A 14940-nucleotide genomic window follows, 5' to 3' on the forward strand; every position below is an offset into this window, starting at 1 on the left:
GTCTCCCCGTGTGATTCCGGGATGACGGTTTCCAGCCCAGGCGGCTCGCCGGGGAGGTGCGTGTCCACCCGTCGCTCCCGGATGGAGTGGCACCTCGGTTCGGTCCTGCTGACCCTGGCGCTGCTGGGAGGATGCGCTACGGGCCATCCGCGAGGGAGTGCGCTGGGCGGCTTCGGCCTGCACTCGCGCTCCTCGTCATCCCGCCATGACTTCGGATCGCGACGGCTGGACACCTCCACCGCGACAGAAGCAGCGGCGGGTAGCGCGGGAGGATTTCCCGAGCAGACGGTGGACGAGTCCGGAGCAGGTGGGGTGCTCGCCCCCTTCCTGGCGTGCACCTCGCCCTCCGAGTTCATCGAGTCGCAGCGCGGGGTGGACATGTCCCAGCTCGTGGAGGGGCTGGATGACTGGTCCGCCGTCCGGCTCGGTGCATTGGGACCGCTACGCGCGGGCGCCGACATCCTCAACCACAAACGCGCCGCATTCCTCGTCACCGTCGTCCGGGAATACGGAGCCACCCGCGCCGAGCCATTCGCCCTCTTCATCGTCCACTCGGCCTTCGACAATGACGTGCGCGAGGTGCTCGGGCTGCTGGCCCGGGGCAAACACCTCGGCGAGACACTGGGGCGAATGGGCGCCGTCCGCGAGGCGTTGAGCCAGCGGGGAATCAACGTGTCGGATTACCAGGACCGCCCCGAGCGCCTCGGAGACATGGCGCGGGGCCTGGCCACTGCCGCCACGGAAGCCCTTTCCACCAGCGAGCTGCGCCAGGGCGCGGTGGCCCTGAAATACTCCGTTCAGCGAGGGCAGGTACCGCAGCCCTACCAGGAAGCCCTCGACGAGGTAGAGCGGGCGGAGATGCAACAGGCCCTCTCGCCAGGGAGCGTAACGCTCAGGAGCTTCGACGCGCTGACGTTCGGAGTGCCAGTGGGCTTCTACAACCTGGTGGCCGGCACGTGTCACGGCGTGTACTCGCTGTCCCAAGGTCGCTACGAACAGGCCACGCGCGAGCTGTCGGCCGCGGCGGTGCTGGTGGGCTTGTACGCCGGAGGCAAGGGGGTGCGTTACCTCGCCGAGACCAGGGGTACTCCGAGCGTTGGATGGCGACGGGAAGGGCGGCTCCCGGTACCGGAGTTGGGCTTCCAGGGACTTTCCGAGGTGGTGGAGCGGCTCTGGGAGCGTCTGGGTGGAGAGGGCATTCGCGAGCTCGCCAGGTACATCCAAGCCAACCGTGAGGCGGCCCTGCTGGTGTACGAGGGCGGAGAGCCCGCGGCCCTGGCCCTGTACGAGGCCCGGGGCAATGTGGCGAGGGCACAGGCATGGTTGTCGGAAGCCAGACCCCAGCATGCGAGCCCCACCCCGGCGAGAGCCGGTACTGGCAAGGGATTGGGTGGTGTGGCCTCACTGGTGGACGAGGCAACGGGCCACGGCCGGGAGGTGGTGGAAGCCAAACTCGCGTGGGCGGAGCTCGAGTCGGAGGGCCCACGCCTGTCTGGAAACGTGGCGGTGCTGGAGAAACAGCGCCCTTCGGTGGACACCCCGCCACCGGGGGCCCAGGGAGGCGTGCTCTGGCACGAGTACGTCGCCTACTGGGAGACGCGCCTGGGGGAGCTGAAGAAGGGCCAGGCAGCGAAGCCACCCCTGGCTTGGGAGGGTTACGAGAAGATGCGGGGGCTGTTCGCCCGGGGACTGGCGTTCGAGCGTGCCATGGTGTCCCTGTTGCGAGCAGACGCGGCCCTGCCCCGAGCCATGCGCCGATACCTCCAAGACTTCAACAGCCCGCGCATCGAGACGAACGTGGGCGTGGCCAAGCGGGGCACCGAGGGGGTGCGCTTCGCGGATGTGCTCGTCTTCGAGGCAGAGCCCCTTGCAGGACAGCCTCCTCGCGTGGAGACATTCAGCTTCAAGAGCCGCAACCTGTCACTGCTGGAGGAAGACGATTTGACGGCACAAATGGTGGCGGACGCGAGCGAAGCCCTGCGGTATTACGGCGAAACGCTGAACATCCGCCGGCGCGCTCTGGAACTTTTCGACAAGCAGGTGCCAGTCCAGAAGGTCCGCCTCATTTACGAAGGCGGCGAGCTCAGGCCCAAGAAGCCCCAAGAGCAGAAGGCTGCCGTGGAAGAAACGGGGAGGAAGGTCAAGGGAGTGGAGGTGCTGTTCCAATGAAGAGGCTGAAGTCATCGGACTTGAAGGCGGAGGACAGCCTCACCTTCACGTTCGAAGGTGCCTTCGACCAGCAAGCGGCACTCGATCGCCAGTTGGAGCCCGTCCTCCAGGCGCTCGAGGAGTACGCGGGCGAGTGGATGCCGGACGTCGTTGAAGGCAAGCGACAGCGCAAATACTCCCGCGCCGCCATCTGGAAGTCCATGGAGGAGAAGCGCGACGAAAACAGCACGTCCATCGTGCTCGGTCGCACGAAGTGGCCCGTGCTGTATATGCGACTCCGGCTCTACTTCCCGCCGCTCCCTCCCGAATTGCGCATCACGCTCGAAGTGAAACCCCTGTCCTTCTTCTCCGAGGCGGAGCGCTGCCGGAAACTCGTGGACATGGTGCGCGCCTGGGCCACCCACCATCCAGTCACCCACGCCGACGCCAGCAGCCTGGCAGAAGACCAGTTGTCGGACGCCCCCTTCTTTGGCCGCGATCTGCAGACCTCGGTGAGAGACGGGTTCGACAAGCTCTACGCGCTGTCCTGGCTCAACGTCTTCGGCCCCAAGCTGGTGGAAGCCGTCGGCCGCGAGCGCATGCTGTCCACGCCAGCCCACCGGGTGGAGGAACTCCCCAACGGCTCCATCCTCCTGGTGACGTGGCCCATCGCCGCCGACTTCGCCAGCGACGAGGCACGCCAGGCCCAGGCCCGAGCATTCGTCCACCTCCGGCCAGACCTGGTCCTGGACACCGAGCTCAGCACCCTGCGCGAGCGCAGCGCAGCGCTCGCTCCCGTGGAGCCCCGCTTCCACCCTGACCTGGCGCCTCTCCTCTCGCGCGTGGTGGACCACGTCACCGTCGGCGAGCGCCAGCGCAAGATCGCCGAGCTCAACGCGTACCAGCCACCCAAGCCGGACGAGTGGCTCCCCGTTGAGTCCGCCCTCCCCCCGGACGTGGAGGACCCGGAGCGCGTGCGCCAATACTACGCTCACCTCGCCGAACGCCTCGTGGCACTCCTGCACTCCAAGGTGCCCTCCGTCCTCGAGGAGACCCCCGAGTCACTCACGGACGTCGACGCCTACTTCTGGTGCGAGGACTTCCCGAGGGTCTTCGAGCGCGAGCGCATCGACGAGCACGCGGTACCCGCCGTGGCCGCGTACCTGGGTGAGGTGCTGGTACGCAACCTCGGCGGGCAGTGGATACCTCGCAAGAAGCTCGGGGAGATGCAGGTGCGCGTTGGCCCGCGCGTCTGGTTCCCCTACGTCCGGGCCCACCGTTACATGCGCTCGCGCCAGTCTCTGCTGGACCACTCCCTCACGCAGCTCTACCGCGTCGCCGAGCGCCATCGTTCCTGACCGGAGTCCCCACTAGTGAGGACCCGGGGCGTGGTTGGCCTCGCCCTCCTTGACCTCCACGAACTGCATCATGCCGTGGTCCTCGTGGAACAAGATGTGGCAATGGAACGGGAACACCCCGATGTAGCGCTCGTAGCGGGTGAGCAGCTTGACCGTCTGCTGTGGGAGCACCACGATCGTGTCCTTCCAGAGCACCTTCCCATCCGGCATCTCCACCATGAAGGGATTCACGTGGATGTGGAACGTGTGGTCCAGCGCGTTGGGATTGCCTGGGAGCGCCGGGTCGATCGAGGTGATGACCCACCGATCCACCCTGCCGAGCTTGAGTTGGAGTGGCGGATCATCGGGATCGAACTGCTTGCCGTTGATCAGGAACGTCGCGACGCCAGTGGCCGGGTCGATGGCGGAGGAGAACACGACTTTCTGCTCGGTGATCTTCTCGTCCTCATCCAACTCGATGGGGGGAAGGGCATGGGGCTTCAGTTCCTCCTCGGTGGGCAGCCGCCTGTGGCGCACTGGCCAGCGCTTCACCACGATGCGGGCCAACACCCGGCGCTCCGGGACGAGGTCGGCATCTTCCTTCATGTCCATCAGCAGGTAGACGCCCGGCGCCAGCGGCGTGCCATCCTTTTCCACCGCATGCACCAGCACGTCCGTGCGGTAACCGGAGTACAACTCCGTCGTCTCCACCTTGTCGAGCCGGCCCGTGGTGATGCCGTCATGCGCGATCTGGTACTGGGGAATGACCTTCTGTGGGTCGTCCTCTGAAACCAACCGGACCTCGAGCCGCTCATGGGCGCCGGCATGGAGGAAGCGCCAGCGGTGCACGTCGCCTCGCGCCATGTGGATGGTGGGCTCGAACTCGCCATTGACGGAAAAACGCAGCCCCAACCTCGTGCTGAGACTGGGCATGCCTTCAAGCCCAGGCCGGAACGGCTCGTCGGACTCATCCAGTCCGTTCACCACCTGGCTCGGATCATCGGGGTCCTTGACGCCTGGCCTGAAGAGAATCTCCTGGAAGAAGAAGATGTGCTCCTTGGCCGCGCGGATGGGGGGCAGCTCATCAATGGCTCCCCGGATGATGAGGGGGCCAGCCATGCCACTGGCGACCTGGACGGCCGTCGAGCCGTGCTTGTGAGCGTGGTACCAGTAGGTCCCCGGCGGATGGTCGTTGGGAATCTTGATCTCGTAATGAAAGTGCTCGCCAGGGGCGATCTGGACCTTCACGTTGTCCGAATTGCCGGCCGGAGAGACATGCAACCCGTGAACGTGGAGATTGGTCGTGTTGAGACCATGCATCCCGTTCTCGTGCCCCGTGTCCGAACCAGGCTCGTCGTGACCGGACTCCCCGTGCTCGGGCGCCTCATGACCGGGCTCCTCGTGCTCGGACTCCTCGTGAGGGAGGAAGTTGCTGATCGCCACGAGCAGCGTGTCCCCCGGGCGCCGCTCGATGAGGGGCCCCATCAACTTCCCATTGTAGGAGCGCAGCTTGACCTGCTCCTCCACCATCTTCCCGGTCGCCGAGTCGAACCGGACGACGGTATTGGTTGCGTACTTCACATCGAGCTTCACGGTCTCATCCTTCTTCTTGTGAAGCCGTGATTCGAGGTCCTGCATGCCTTTCTCTTCGATCATCGTGTCCGCTCCGGGTGGTAAGTAGGGTTCAGCCCATCACCAAGATTGAGGTGGACCGGCGCGGATGTGATGCTTCCTCCCGCTGCTATTGGCTCACCCGGAAGTGCGAGGGACCTGTCACATCGCACACGACCCCGGAGACACGAAGGGAGGTGACGGCTCGCTCGCCACCTCCCTTTTCCAACCGCCCTTTCAGCCAGTTGCCTCGAGCTCTTGCTCCCTGAGCTCTTGGAGGATGCCCAACGAGCTGGCCACCTTGTTGAATCCCGCATACACCGACATGAACAGGAGCAGCTCCTCCAACTCCGCGAGCGTCATTCCCTGCTTGAGCGCCATGTCGACGTGGGTCTTGTAGGGGCCGCCGGCATTGACGTTGCCGCACACGATGTCGATGGCGATCGTGATGAGCGCCTTGGTCTTCTGGTCGATCAGCGGCAATCCCCACACCTCGCCAGCCGAGCGGATGCAGAAGTCGCCCCACCGCTGGCTGATCGACTTCAGGGCGGCCTGGAGCTCCTCGTCCCCCAGCACCGCGTTCTTCTCGATCGGAATCGAGCTCATCGTTGCTCCTCCTTTCTAGGCATCCATGGGGGGGCGGCCGGTCAGCATGAGGTGGGTCACGTCCTCCCTCAGCTGGTTGGTGGCACCGATGTTCGTGATGAGCTCGGCCACCATGGAGCTCCGCTGGCCGGCGAGCGTCATCCGGTCGCCGTAGACGAACGTATGGGCCTTGCGCTCCGGGAAGGGGCTGAGCTGCTTGACGTACTTCCCCAGGTCCGTCACCGCGCCCGTGAACGCGCTCGAGGCGAAGAACGCCTCCATCTCCAGCCGGGACTGGAAGGCGATCTCCATGGCCGCCTGGTATTGCTTCTCCGGTGCCTCGCTGTGCGAGACGCCGGCCGCGTCCGGGCGGGAGTTGTCCACCTCGTCGAACAGGTGCAGACGGAGCTTGAGAACCCGGTCGCTCTCCGCGAGGGCGGGCGCGAGGCGCTCCGTCAGGTGCTGGCGGAAGTCCTCCACGGGGATGCCATCGGCCTTGCGCAGCAGCACGTGGAACTTCTGCGCGCCCACCGCGCCGTTGGGCGAGCCGTCGTCGAGGCGGTCGACGTAGGTCCTGCTGTTGCCCGGGGACGAGTTGTACCCGATGGCCTTCCGGAACAGGTTGTGCTCGTCATCCATCAGGATGGCCGCGGCCTGGAACCACGTCCGGCGGTCCTCCTCGCTCCTGAACGTCAGCTCGGCGATGCCGTCGAACTGGTCCTCGTCCGGAGTGGAGGTGTCCACTCCCTCGATGGTGGGCCAGGTGCCCCCCTCGTTGTGGGCCAGGTGGAACTGCCAGTACTGGTGCTGCCCCGGCAACCGGGCGCAGACGGGGCCGTGGACGTTCCTCCAGTAGTGACTGAACAGCTCCAGGCTGATCCCTCGCCGCTTCCACAGGAGCACGTAGAAGGCCACCCTGCCGTTCTGATCCCTGCTCGCATGATTGCTCGTCTTCATTGCTACCTTCCTCCTGGTTGGGGGGCACTGGCCCGTTCGATCTCCCGGATGAACAGCTCCATGAACCGGTCCACGACCGCCGGGTGCTTGCCGGTGATGAGGTCGCCGTCGACGACCAGCTCAGCCGTCCCATCGCCCTCGTAGACGACCTCTCCCCCGGCGTTCTCCACGTCGCAGAGGATGTTGTGCGCGCAGGTCACCCGGCGGCCCCGGATCAGCTCGGTGTCCGCGCAGAAGAGCCACAGGCTGTGGCAGATGGCGCCCACCTTCAGCCCCGGCGTCCGCATGACCTTCCGGAGGAATTCCACCGCGGGGGCCTGGTTCTTCTGCCCCTTCTTCACCGTGACCTGGTACCGCAAGCGATCCATCGCATAGGCACCGATCGCGATGATGCCCTGGTAGTCCTTGGGGTCGGCGTGGGCCACCTCCTTCGAGACCACCACGTGGTCCTCCACCTGGCCATTGTCTGGATTGGCTCCGAAACGCAGCGACGCGTTCCCCCACAGCGCGGACATGTACTCGACCTCGTAGCCCCGCTGTGGAAAGTACTCGTTGAACCTGCGGAACTCGGTCTGGTCGAAGTGCTCCTCGATGAGCACGCCGATCCTTTTCCTGCTCTGGCTTGGCATCTGTCGTCTCTCCTGTCTCGAAGGCGGAGTCCGGCCGCTCAGGTCGTGATCTGCTTCAGCAGCCGGTCCGGGGCGAAGACGTCGCGGTAGAAGGTGAGCTGCTCGGTCTTGAGGTAGCAGCCGCCGCGATCCCCGCGCCTCATCCAGGTCACGTTTCCCTTGGCCAGGGTCTCGTTCGTCTCGTCATCCACGCACTTCCACTCGAAGTAGACGATGTCGTGGTGGAACATGACGATCGGCCAGCACATGGTGACGCCCGGCTGGGCGATGAGCGCCCACCAGTGCCGCTCGCGCTCCTTCTGCTGCTCCAGCCCGAAGTAGGGGCCGTCCTGGCACAGATAGACGAGATCCTCCCGGTACTCGCCCGCCAGGATATCACCCCGCCCCTGCCTCAAGGCCTCGCAGTGCGTGGGCCACCAGGCCTTGTTCTCCCGTTCGATCTGCTCGAGCGTGTAGTCGGGTCCAATCGCTGGCAACGTGGCCTCCTTCTTCGCCACGAGCCTCTCTCCCTCCGCGATGAGCTTCGCCCTCAGCTCCTCGGGAACCAGGCCCGGCCTCGAGTAGTCCGCGATGAGCTCCGCGTAGTAATTGAGCCGCTTCTTCATGGAATGACTGTCCTTTCTGGATCGTGTTGGCGCCGATCCGCGCGCGTACGTCTCCTGTCGTCCCTCGACTCAGGCGTCGAATGGGCTGTCGGGGCCCTGGTAACGAATGACGAGCATGGCGATGTCGTCCGACTGCGGCGCTCCGGCGGCGAAATGCCGCACGTCGGCCATGACGTCCCGCACCAGGTCGGGCAGCTTCAGATCACGCAAGCGATCGAGCGTGGTCTGGAGGCGCTCCTCGGTATACAGATTGCGCTGCTCGTCCATCGCCTCGGTGATTCCATCGGTGTAGAGGAAGATGCAGTCTCCCTCTCGCAGGGTGATCTTCCCCGACTTGAACTGGAACCCGGGCGCGAAGCCGAGCGCGATCCCCGTCTTCTTCTCCAGCATCGTCACCGGCGCCTCGCGGGGCACGATGAAGGGAGCGTTGTGCCCTCCGTCGCAGTACTCCAGCTCACCGGTACGCACGTCGAGCAGGCCGCAGAACATGGTCACGAACATCAGCGCTTCATTGCTCTCGGCGAGCGCGTCGTTCACCTTCGCGATCGCGTCACAGAGGCTCGCGTTGGAAGGGACGTGGTTCTTGATCAGGGTACTGGTCACCGCCATCAGCAGCGCCGCGGGAACCCCCTTCTCCGAGACATCTCCAATCATGAAGAAGAACCGGTGGGGGTCGACCCAGAAGTAGTCGTAGAGATCTCCCCCGACCCCGAGGGCTGGCTGGATCAACGCGTGGAGAGCGAACTCGTCACGGTTCGGGCATTTGGGGAGGAGCTTCGGCAGGAGCCCCCGTTGGATTTCTTGCGCGGCGTTCATCTCGCTCTCGATCCGCGCCTTGTTGGCGACCGTCGCGCGAAGGCTCTCGGTTCGCGCCGACAGCTCGGTGGCCAGCTCCAGGACGAGCTTCGCCAGGTGGCAGATATCCTCGTCACCATCCTCCTGAACCAGCGCCCCGAGGCGGCGTCGGACCCCCTCGCCCGGAGGAAGACCCAACCTCACCATCTCCTGGGCGATCGCGATCAGCTCCTCGTGCTGTGGGCTCCTCGGGACTCCTGAGGAGACGTGCCCGGGTGACAGCATGCGTTGCGTGCTCATCTCAATCACCTCCGTCATGTCTCGCCCCGGCGCCTGTACATCACCAGGGTCGTCCTGTTCTTCAGACCGGTGCTCTCGTGATGGAAGGCGTCCACGCTCTTCGTGATGAGGAAAAGTCCCAGCCCGCCCATCGCCCGTTCATCCAGCGGGCAGGTCAGATCCTCTTCGGTGGGCAGCGACACCGACATCACGTCGAAGGGCACGCCGGTGTCCTCGATGTCGAGGGTCAGCGCCCCCGGGTCGAGATGCATGCTCAGCACGAGCATTCCCGTGAGCCCCGCCTCGGCGTAGCCGTGGACGATGATGTTCGTCGCCACTTCATCCACGGCGAGGCGCAACCGATAGGAGGCGTGGCCGTCGAGCCCCGCGGCAGCCGCCGCCGCGAGGGTGAAGGCACCGATCGGGGCGAGCGACTCCAATGTTCCCGGGAAGCTCACGGCGCTCATGCGGGCACCCTCCTCCGTTCCAGGGCCAGCGATTCGGGCAGCTCGTCGAGGAGCGTGACGCTCTGGTGGATGCCGGTGAGCTGGAGGGTCTGCAGCACGCTCTCCTGTGCTCCGACGAGGATGAGCTCCACGTCCTTGCCCAGCTTCTGCTTGGCGAAGATGAGGACACGCAGCCCGGCACTGGCCATGTACCGGAGCTCCTTCAGAACCAGGACGAGGCGCTTCGGCTCACGGGTGGCGGCGAGCTCCACCATCTCCTTGAGCCTGAACGCCGAGGAAGCATCCAAGTCACCCATGAGCTCGATGAGAGCCGTTCCATCCAACACATCCAAAGAGACTTCCAGTGCCATGAGACCACTCCTTTTGTTCATTCAATTGACCGCGATGAGAAGAAGGCCAGGCTTCCGGCGCGGCACTCCGGAGGACGGCCTCGCCCGACCCGGGCGCTATCTCGAAACCAGGATCACCACCGACCGCGCTCCCACCAGGAGCTCACGCTGCTCGGGCAGCCGGGGCTCCGTGCCCGGCTCGTAGCTGTCATCGGGAGCGTCCGCGCCGGTGTTGGCGAAGACGTGCCAGCTCCCTCCGGCTGGAGGCGCGGGCAGCTCGACGGTGAGCGGCTCCCAGTGACCATTCATCACCACGTAGAGGGAGTCGTCTGGCATCTGGCCGTCACGCGCGTAACGCCCATCCAGCATGAACGCGAGCAGGCGCGACTCCGGTGACCAATCCGCGAACCAGGCCCGGGTCCCGTGCCAGGAGATGTCCGAGGAGCCCAGCCCGAGGAAGTCCGAGTTGCGCGGGTGCCGCGCCGACCGCAGCACCGGGTGCTGCTTGCGGAACGCGATGCAATTCTTCACGAAGCGCAGCAGCCCGCTCCGGGACTCGACGAGCGACCAGTCGAACCAGGACAGCTCGTTGTCGTTGCAATAGTTGTTGTTGTTCCCCGCCTGGGAGCGGCCCACCTCGTCGCCCGCGAGCAGCATCGGCACACCCTGGCTCACCATCAGCAGGGCCACCGCGCTCTTCATCCGGCGCAGGCGCAGCGCCTGGATGTGAGGATCATCCGTGTCCCCCTCCGCCCCCGAGTTCCAGCTCAGGTTGTCATCGCTCCCATCCCGGTTGTCCTCGCCATTGGCCTCGTTGTGCTTGTGGTCGTAGGAGACCAGGTCATGGAGGGTGAAGCCGTCGTGGCAGGTGATGAAGTTGATGGAGGCGGTGGGCCCCCGGCCGTTCCAGCCGTAGAGGTTCGGAGAGCCCTGGAGGCACTGAGAGAGCTCGCCAAGCTGGCCGGAGTCACTCCGCAGGAATTTGCGCAGCGTGTCCCGGTACTTCCCGTTCCACTCGGCCCAGCGGCCATAGGCGGGGAAGCTTCCAACCTGGTAGAGCCCGCCCGCGTCCCAGGCCTCGGCGATGAGCTTGCACTTGCCGAGGATCGGATCGAACGCGAGGGCCTCCAACAGCGGCGGGTTCGACAGCGGCCGGCCGGAGGGATCCCTCCCGAGGATGGCCGCGAGGTCGAAGCGGAAACCATCGATGTGGAACTCCGACACCCAGTAGCGAAGGCTGTCGAGCACCATGTCGCGGACCACCGGGTCATTGCAGTTGACCGTGTTCCCGACACCGCTGAAGTTGAAGTAATAGCCCTCGGGCGTCAGCATGTAATACGTGCTGTTGTCGAGCCCCCGGTAGGAGATGGTGGGGCCGTGCTCGTTCCCCTCGGCCGTGTGGTTGTAGACGACGTCGAGGATGACCTCGATGCCCTGGCGGTGCAGTTCCTTCACGAGCGTCTTGAGCTCGTCCACCTGCATGCCGAACCTGCCGGTGGCGGCGTAGCCGGCCTTGGGCGCGAAGAAGCCGACGGTGTTGTAGCCCCAGCAGTTGAGCAGCCGCTCTCCGGTGCCCGGGTGCGTCCGGCTGTTGTCGAACTCGTCGAACTCGAAGATGGGCATCAGCTCGATGCAGTTGACGCCGAGCTCCCGGAGGTAGGGGAGCTTCTCCATCAGCCCCGCGAAGGTTCCGGGGTGCCGCACTCCCGAAGAGGGGTGACGGGTGAAGCCACGAACATGCGTCTCGTAGATGATGGAGTCCTCGAGCGGAATCTCCAGAGGCCTGTCGTCCTCCCAGTCGAAGTCCTCGGGGACCAGACAGGAGCGGTACTGGAAGGGCCGATTCCAGTCGGGCGGCTCGCCCCACACGTTCCGGCCGGAGATGGCCTTCGCGTACGGGTCCATCAGGACCATCCGGGGATCGAAGCGCTGGCCCGAGGCGGGGTCGAAAGGCCCGTCCATCCGGTAGCCGTATTCGATGCGCTCGATGTCGAGGTCATAGACCGTCATGGCGAAGACGTCGCCAATGCGGAACTCCCTCGGGAAGGGAATCTCCGCGAGCGGCTCGGCCGAGCCCTTCTCGAAGAGGACCAGCGTCGCGGCGGTGGCCCGGCGCGAGAAGACCGAGAAGTTCACTCCGCCGGGCACCAGCGTGGCCCCGAAGGGGAGCGGTCTCCCCGCGCGCAGCCGGAAGCTGCCGTGGGTCCTCTGGGGTTGGTTGTCGATCCGCTGCGGGCTCATCATGGTCACGCACTCCTCTGATCGGGGGAACCGGCGTCTGGCGCGCGCTGCTCCTCGAACGAGCCGGGCAGCGCCTCCTCGAGCGTCTTCGTCACCGAGAAGAACCGCAGGAACCCCGTGATGCTCATCACTTCCTCGATGTCCTGGCAGACGCCCACCAGGGTGAGCCGCGCGCTCCGGGCGAGGGCCTCGCGGTGGAGCAGGAGCAGGGAACGCAGGCCGGCGCTCGACATGTACGTCGTCCGGGTCATGTCGATCAGGAGCGCGGCCCCCTCTCGGAACCGCGATGAGAGGGTCTTCTCCAGCTCGGGAGCGGTCCTGCCATCGATCTCTCCCGAGATCTCGGCAACGGTGAAGTTTGGGTAGTCTTGGATCTGGATTTCCATGGCGTGGGTCTCCTGGGTGGGTGAGGTCACCGGTCAACGGGCTCGAGGCGCACCCTGAACTTGAGGGTCGTCCGCGTATCGGGCAGGCGGACGGTGAGCCCGTCGGCATCGAAGTCGGAGTAGGGCTCCCCATCGGCGGTCACGCTGCCGATGCGGATCCGGCCCGGAGGGAGGATGTCGGGCGCGACGCGGAGCAGGCCGTCCTTGAAGGCGCCCGGCCGAGGCTTGAAATAGAAGTCCATCGGCTGCTTCGTGATGAGCAGGTTGGTGTAGACGGCGGCCAGGTAGCAGAGCTCGAAGGCGTGATAGCCGCTCATGGAGTGGCTGCCCTTGAGCCGCTCGTTGCCCATGAGGTACGGCACGCCGTTGGCGAGCACGTTGAAGTAGACGGCGCCGTCCTCGTGATCGAGGAAGAACGCGTTGTAGAAGGACGAGGCCTCGCGGGCGTGGCGCAGCGCCGTCTCATCCCCGAGCGAGCCAGCGAGGATCAGGTAGGCGAGGATGGCCTGCTCCTGCTGCCACCAGGCCTTCCGGTCGTGCCACGTGAAGTGGTACTGCGTCTTGCCCGGGCGGAGCATCCGCTCCATCACGTCGTACCAGCCGCCGCGCTGCCGGTCCGAGCCCACGGCCGGCATCGTCTCGCCGAGGGCGCGCGCGAGCTCCACGTACCGCGCGTCCGGCCGGAGGTGGTGGATGCGCATCAGGTTCCAGGCGATCTTCGCGTTGTGGCCGACCACCGCGCGGTCCTGCTGCCACCGCCACTCGCGGTCGGGGCTCCAGTCCTCGTGGAAGCGCTCCTGCACGAAGGGGCTGCGGAAGGGCTCGGGGAAGCGCCGCACGATGGTGTCGGCGGTCTCGGCGAGGAAGTCGGCGTAGCGCTCGTCGCCGGTGGCGAGGAAGAGGTTGAGCAGATAGGCCGGCGCGTGGTCCCCCACCGAGTTCCAGTTCTTGCGCGCGCGGTTGTCACCGAGCCGCGGACTGCGCCCATCGAGGGTGATCGGATCCAGATGGGAGAAGTAGCCGCCCTGCTCGGAGGGGTCGCGGAAGTACCGGCGGAAGAGGGAGACGGTGCGCTCCGCGTCCTCCAGGATGCGCGGGTCGCCGGTGATGCGGTAGGTCTGGACCGGCCCGGCGAGCGCGTAGATCTGCTCGTACGCGGGGATGGCGTCGTAGTCGTCGCCGAACTCGGAGGCGAAGATCTTGTCCTCCACGGCTCCGACGCGATCCTTGACGGTGGAGGCGCGAACCTTCTCCTCGTGGCCCGATCGCACGTCGATGCCGTGGTACCAGTAGACGATGTCGTCCTCGACATCCCGGAAGCGCATGTGCTCCCGGAGGTACTCGGTGCCCTTCTCGGCGGCCTCGAGGTAGCGATCCTCTCCCGTCATCAGGAAGGCCGTGGCGAAGCCGTAGACGAGGCGGGAGATGGTGTCGGTCTCCTGCCGGACGGTGGCCCGGCTCAACTTGCGGCCATCGAGGCTGATATGGGTGCGGTATTGGCTGTAGTCGATGGGGCCGCCCTCGAACTGGGCACGCAGGTAGAACTCACTGAGCTCCTGGATCTGCTGGATCCACCAGTCCCGCTCCTCGGCGCGGTACCTGCCCGGCTCATCCCCCACGAAGGTGAGCTGCTGCGCCTCGAACTCCAGGCCGCCATCCTCCGGGTAGAAGGTGCCGTAGACATAGAGGTAGCACCCCGGCACGAGCATCTCCTTCATCTTGTCGGTGCAATCCCGATAGGGCTCCCCCAGGTTGCGGAGAAGTTTCGCGTGGGCCGCGGGGGCAATGCCGATGGAGAACTCGCGTCCATCCGACGTCTTCAGCTTGAAATCGCCGGACACGGGGTCGGCGGAGACGACGTATCCCGCGATCAAATCGGAGAAGGAGAAGTCGGTACCTTTCATCTCAGCGTCCTTTCTGGGTAACTGCGCTGTTGGGGTAGAGGAGAAGTCGCTGGATGTGATGGAGCGCACCCGTGGCGTCCGGGGCATGACGCACCGCGGGACTCCGGGGAGGGCCGAGCAGCCGTCACACCCGTTGGCGGCCCGTCGCTTGCCTGCTGAGAACCGCTCCTTCAGCCCTCGAAGCGCCTCGGGCCGCCGTGGAAATGGCGGTCCAGGAAGGCCTCGGCGGACTCCCGCGCGGCACGCGTCTCGGACGAAGACCCACCGTCCTCGCCCCAGTCGGCGAACCGCGCGCGCTCCAGCACCGACGACGGGCGCGGGTCCGTGTCGGGCCCGAGGACGCGCTCCACGGCCGAGAGCAACGCGTGCGCCTGAGCCACCACAGCGAGCGCCTCCTCGAACGAGACGCGCTTCCCGGCCAGCTCATTGAACAGCCGGCAGTCGTAGCGGCGGCAACCTTCCGGGCGCTCCGCGTAGACCGAACACCGCCGGTCCTTCAAGGCCGTACAGCCCTGCCGGACGGCGGGCGAGCCATCCGCGAGCGCCACCACGTCGAGCCCGGTGCGCCGGGCCGCTTCGACTTCGGAGCCCTGGAGCGGAACGTGGCTGAAGAGGTTGCCGTCACAGCACAGGCCGCAGCGACGGCACAGCTCGGACAGGGACATGG

The 14940-nt window shown here is 65.9% G+C and carries 14 protein-coding genes; 2 read left to right on the top strand and 12 right to left on the bottom strand.

Features of this window, described 5'->3' with window-relative positions; translation table 11 throughout:
- Window positions 1–60 precede the first annotated feature (60 nt).
- The gene (locus JRI60_RS40760; protein WP_204221406.1) at window positions 61–2169 is read left to right on the top strand and encodes a hypothetical protein; all 2109 of its coding nucleotides are present in this window, start codon (window positions 61–63) and stop codon (window positions 2167–2169) included.
- Window positions 2166–3506: a hypothetical protein gene (locus JRI60_RS40765; protein ID WP_204221407.1), complete on the top strand. Its 1341-nt coding sequence runs from the start codon at window positions 2166–2168 to the stop codon at window positions 3504–3506. The genes JRI60_RS40760 and JRI60_RS40765 overlap by 4 nt, the downstream gene beginning before the upstream one ends.
- 12 nt (window positions 3507–3518) lie before the next feature.
- On the opposite strand, the gene JRI60_RS40770 is transcribed toward JRI60_RS40765, so the two are convergent.
- From JRI60_RS40770 to JRI60_RS40825, 12 genes are all read right to left on the bottom strand, one after another.
- Entirely contained in the window at window positions 3519–5141 is a 1623-nt protein-coding gene (locus JRI60_RS40770) for a multicopper oxidase family protein (RefSeq protein ID WP_204221408.1), read from the bottom strand.
- Window positions 5142–5333: 192 nt separating this feature from the next.
- Window positions 5334–5702: a carboxymuconolactone decarboxylase family protein gene (locus tag JRI60_RS40775; protein WP_204221409.1), complete on the bottom strand. Its 369-nt coding sequence runs from the start codon at window positions 5700–5702 to the stop codon at window positions 5334–5336.
- A gap of 15 nt (window positions 5703–5717) precedes the next feature.
- The gene (locus JRI60_RS40780; RefSeq protein ID WP_204221410.1) at window positions 5718–6638 is read right to left on the bottom strand and encodes an EthD domain-containing protein; all 921 of its coding nucleotides are present in this window, start codon (window positions 6636–6638) and stop codon (window positions 5718–5720) included.
- A 2-nt stretch (window positions 6639–6640) separates the two neighbouring features.
- Entirely contained in the window at window positions 6641–7267 is a 627-nt protein-coding gene (locus JRI60_RS40785; RefSeq protein WP_204221411.1) for a DJ-1/PfpI family protein, read from the bottom strand.
- A gap of 38 nt (window positions 7268–7305) precedes the next feature.
- Window positions 7306–7872, bottom strand: coding sequence for a hypothetical protein (locus tag JRI60_RS40790; RefSeq protein WP_204221412.1), 567 nt, complete (start codon window positions 7870–7872; stop codon window positions 7306–7308).
- Between the two features lie 69 nt (window positions 7873–7941).
- Complete coding sequence (locus JRI60_RS40795) at window positions 7942–8967, bottom strand: PP2C family protein-serine/threonine phosphatase (RefSeq protein WP_204221413.1); 1026 nt, start codon at window positions 8965–8967, stop codon at window positions 7942–7944.
- Between the two features lie 14 nt (window positions 8968–8981).
- Entirely contained in the window at window positions 8982–9413 is a 432-nt protein-coding gene (locus tag JRI60_RS40800; protein WP_204221414.1) for an ATP-binding protein, read from the bottom strand.
- Window positions 9410–9763 carry an STAS domain-containing protein gene (locus tag JRI60_RS40805; RefSeq protein WP_204221415.1) on the bottom strand — a complete coding sequence of 118 codons (354 nt, stop codon included), beginning with the start codon at window positions 9761–9763 and terminating at the stop codon, window positions 9410–9412. The genes JRI60_RS40800 and JRI60_RS40805 overlap by 4 nt, the downstream gene beginning before the upstream one ends.
- A gap of 96 nt (window positions 9764–9859) precedes the next feature.
- Window positions 9860–11986 (bottom strand): glycogen debranching protein GlgX, encoded by a 2127-nt coding sequence (gene glgX / locus JRI60_RS40810; protein WP_204221416.1) that lies wholly within the window; start codon window positions 11984–11986, stop codon window positions 9860–9862.
- A gap of 2 nt (window positions 11987–11988) precedes the next feature.
- Entirely contained in the window at window positions 11989–12369 is a 381-nt protein-coding gene (locus JRI60_RS40815; RefSeq protein WP_204221417.1) for an STAS domain-containing protein, read from the bottom strand.
- 26 nt (window positions 12370–12395) lie between these two features.
- Window positions 12396–14273 carry an AGE family epimerase/isomerase gene (locus JRI60_RS40820; protein ID WP_204221418.1) on the bottom strand — a complete coding sequence of 626 codons (1878 nt, stop codon included), beginning with the start codon at window positions 14271–14273 and terminating at the stop codon, window positions 12396–12398.
- Window positions 14274–14443: 170 nt separating this feature from the next.
- Window positions 14444–14938, bottom strand: coding sequence for a YkgJ family cysteine cluster protein (locus JRI60_RS40825; protein ID WP_204221419.1), 495 nt, complete (start codon window positions 14936–14938; stop codon window positions 14444–14446).
- Window positions 14939–14940 lie beyond the last annotated feature (2 nt).

Origin of the sequence: Archangium violaceum (assembly GCF_016887565.1) — a bacterium.
Classification (GTDB): Bacteria; Myxococcota; Myxococcia; order Myxococcales; family Myxococcaceae; genus Archangium; species Archangium violaceum_B.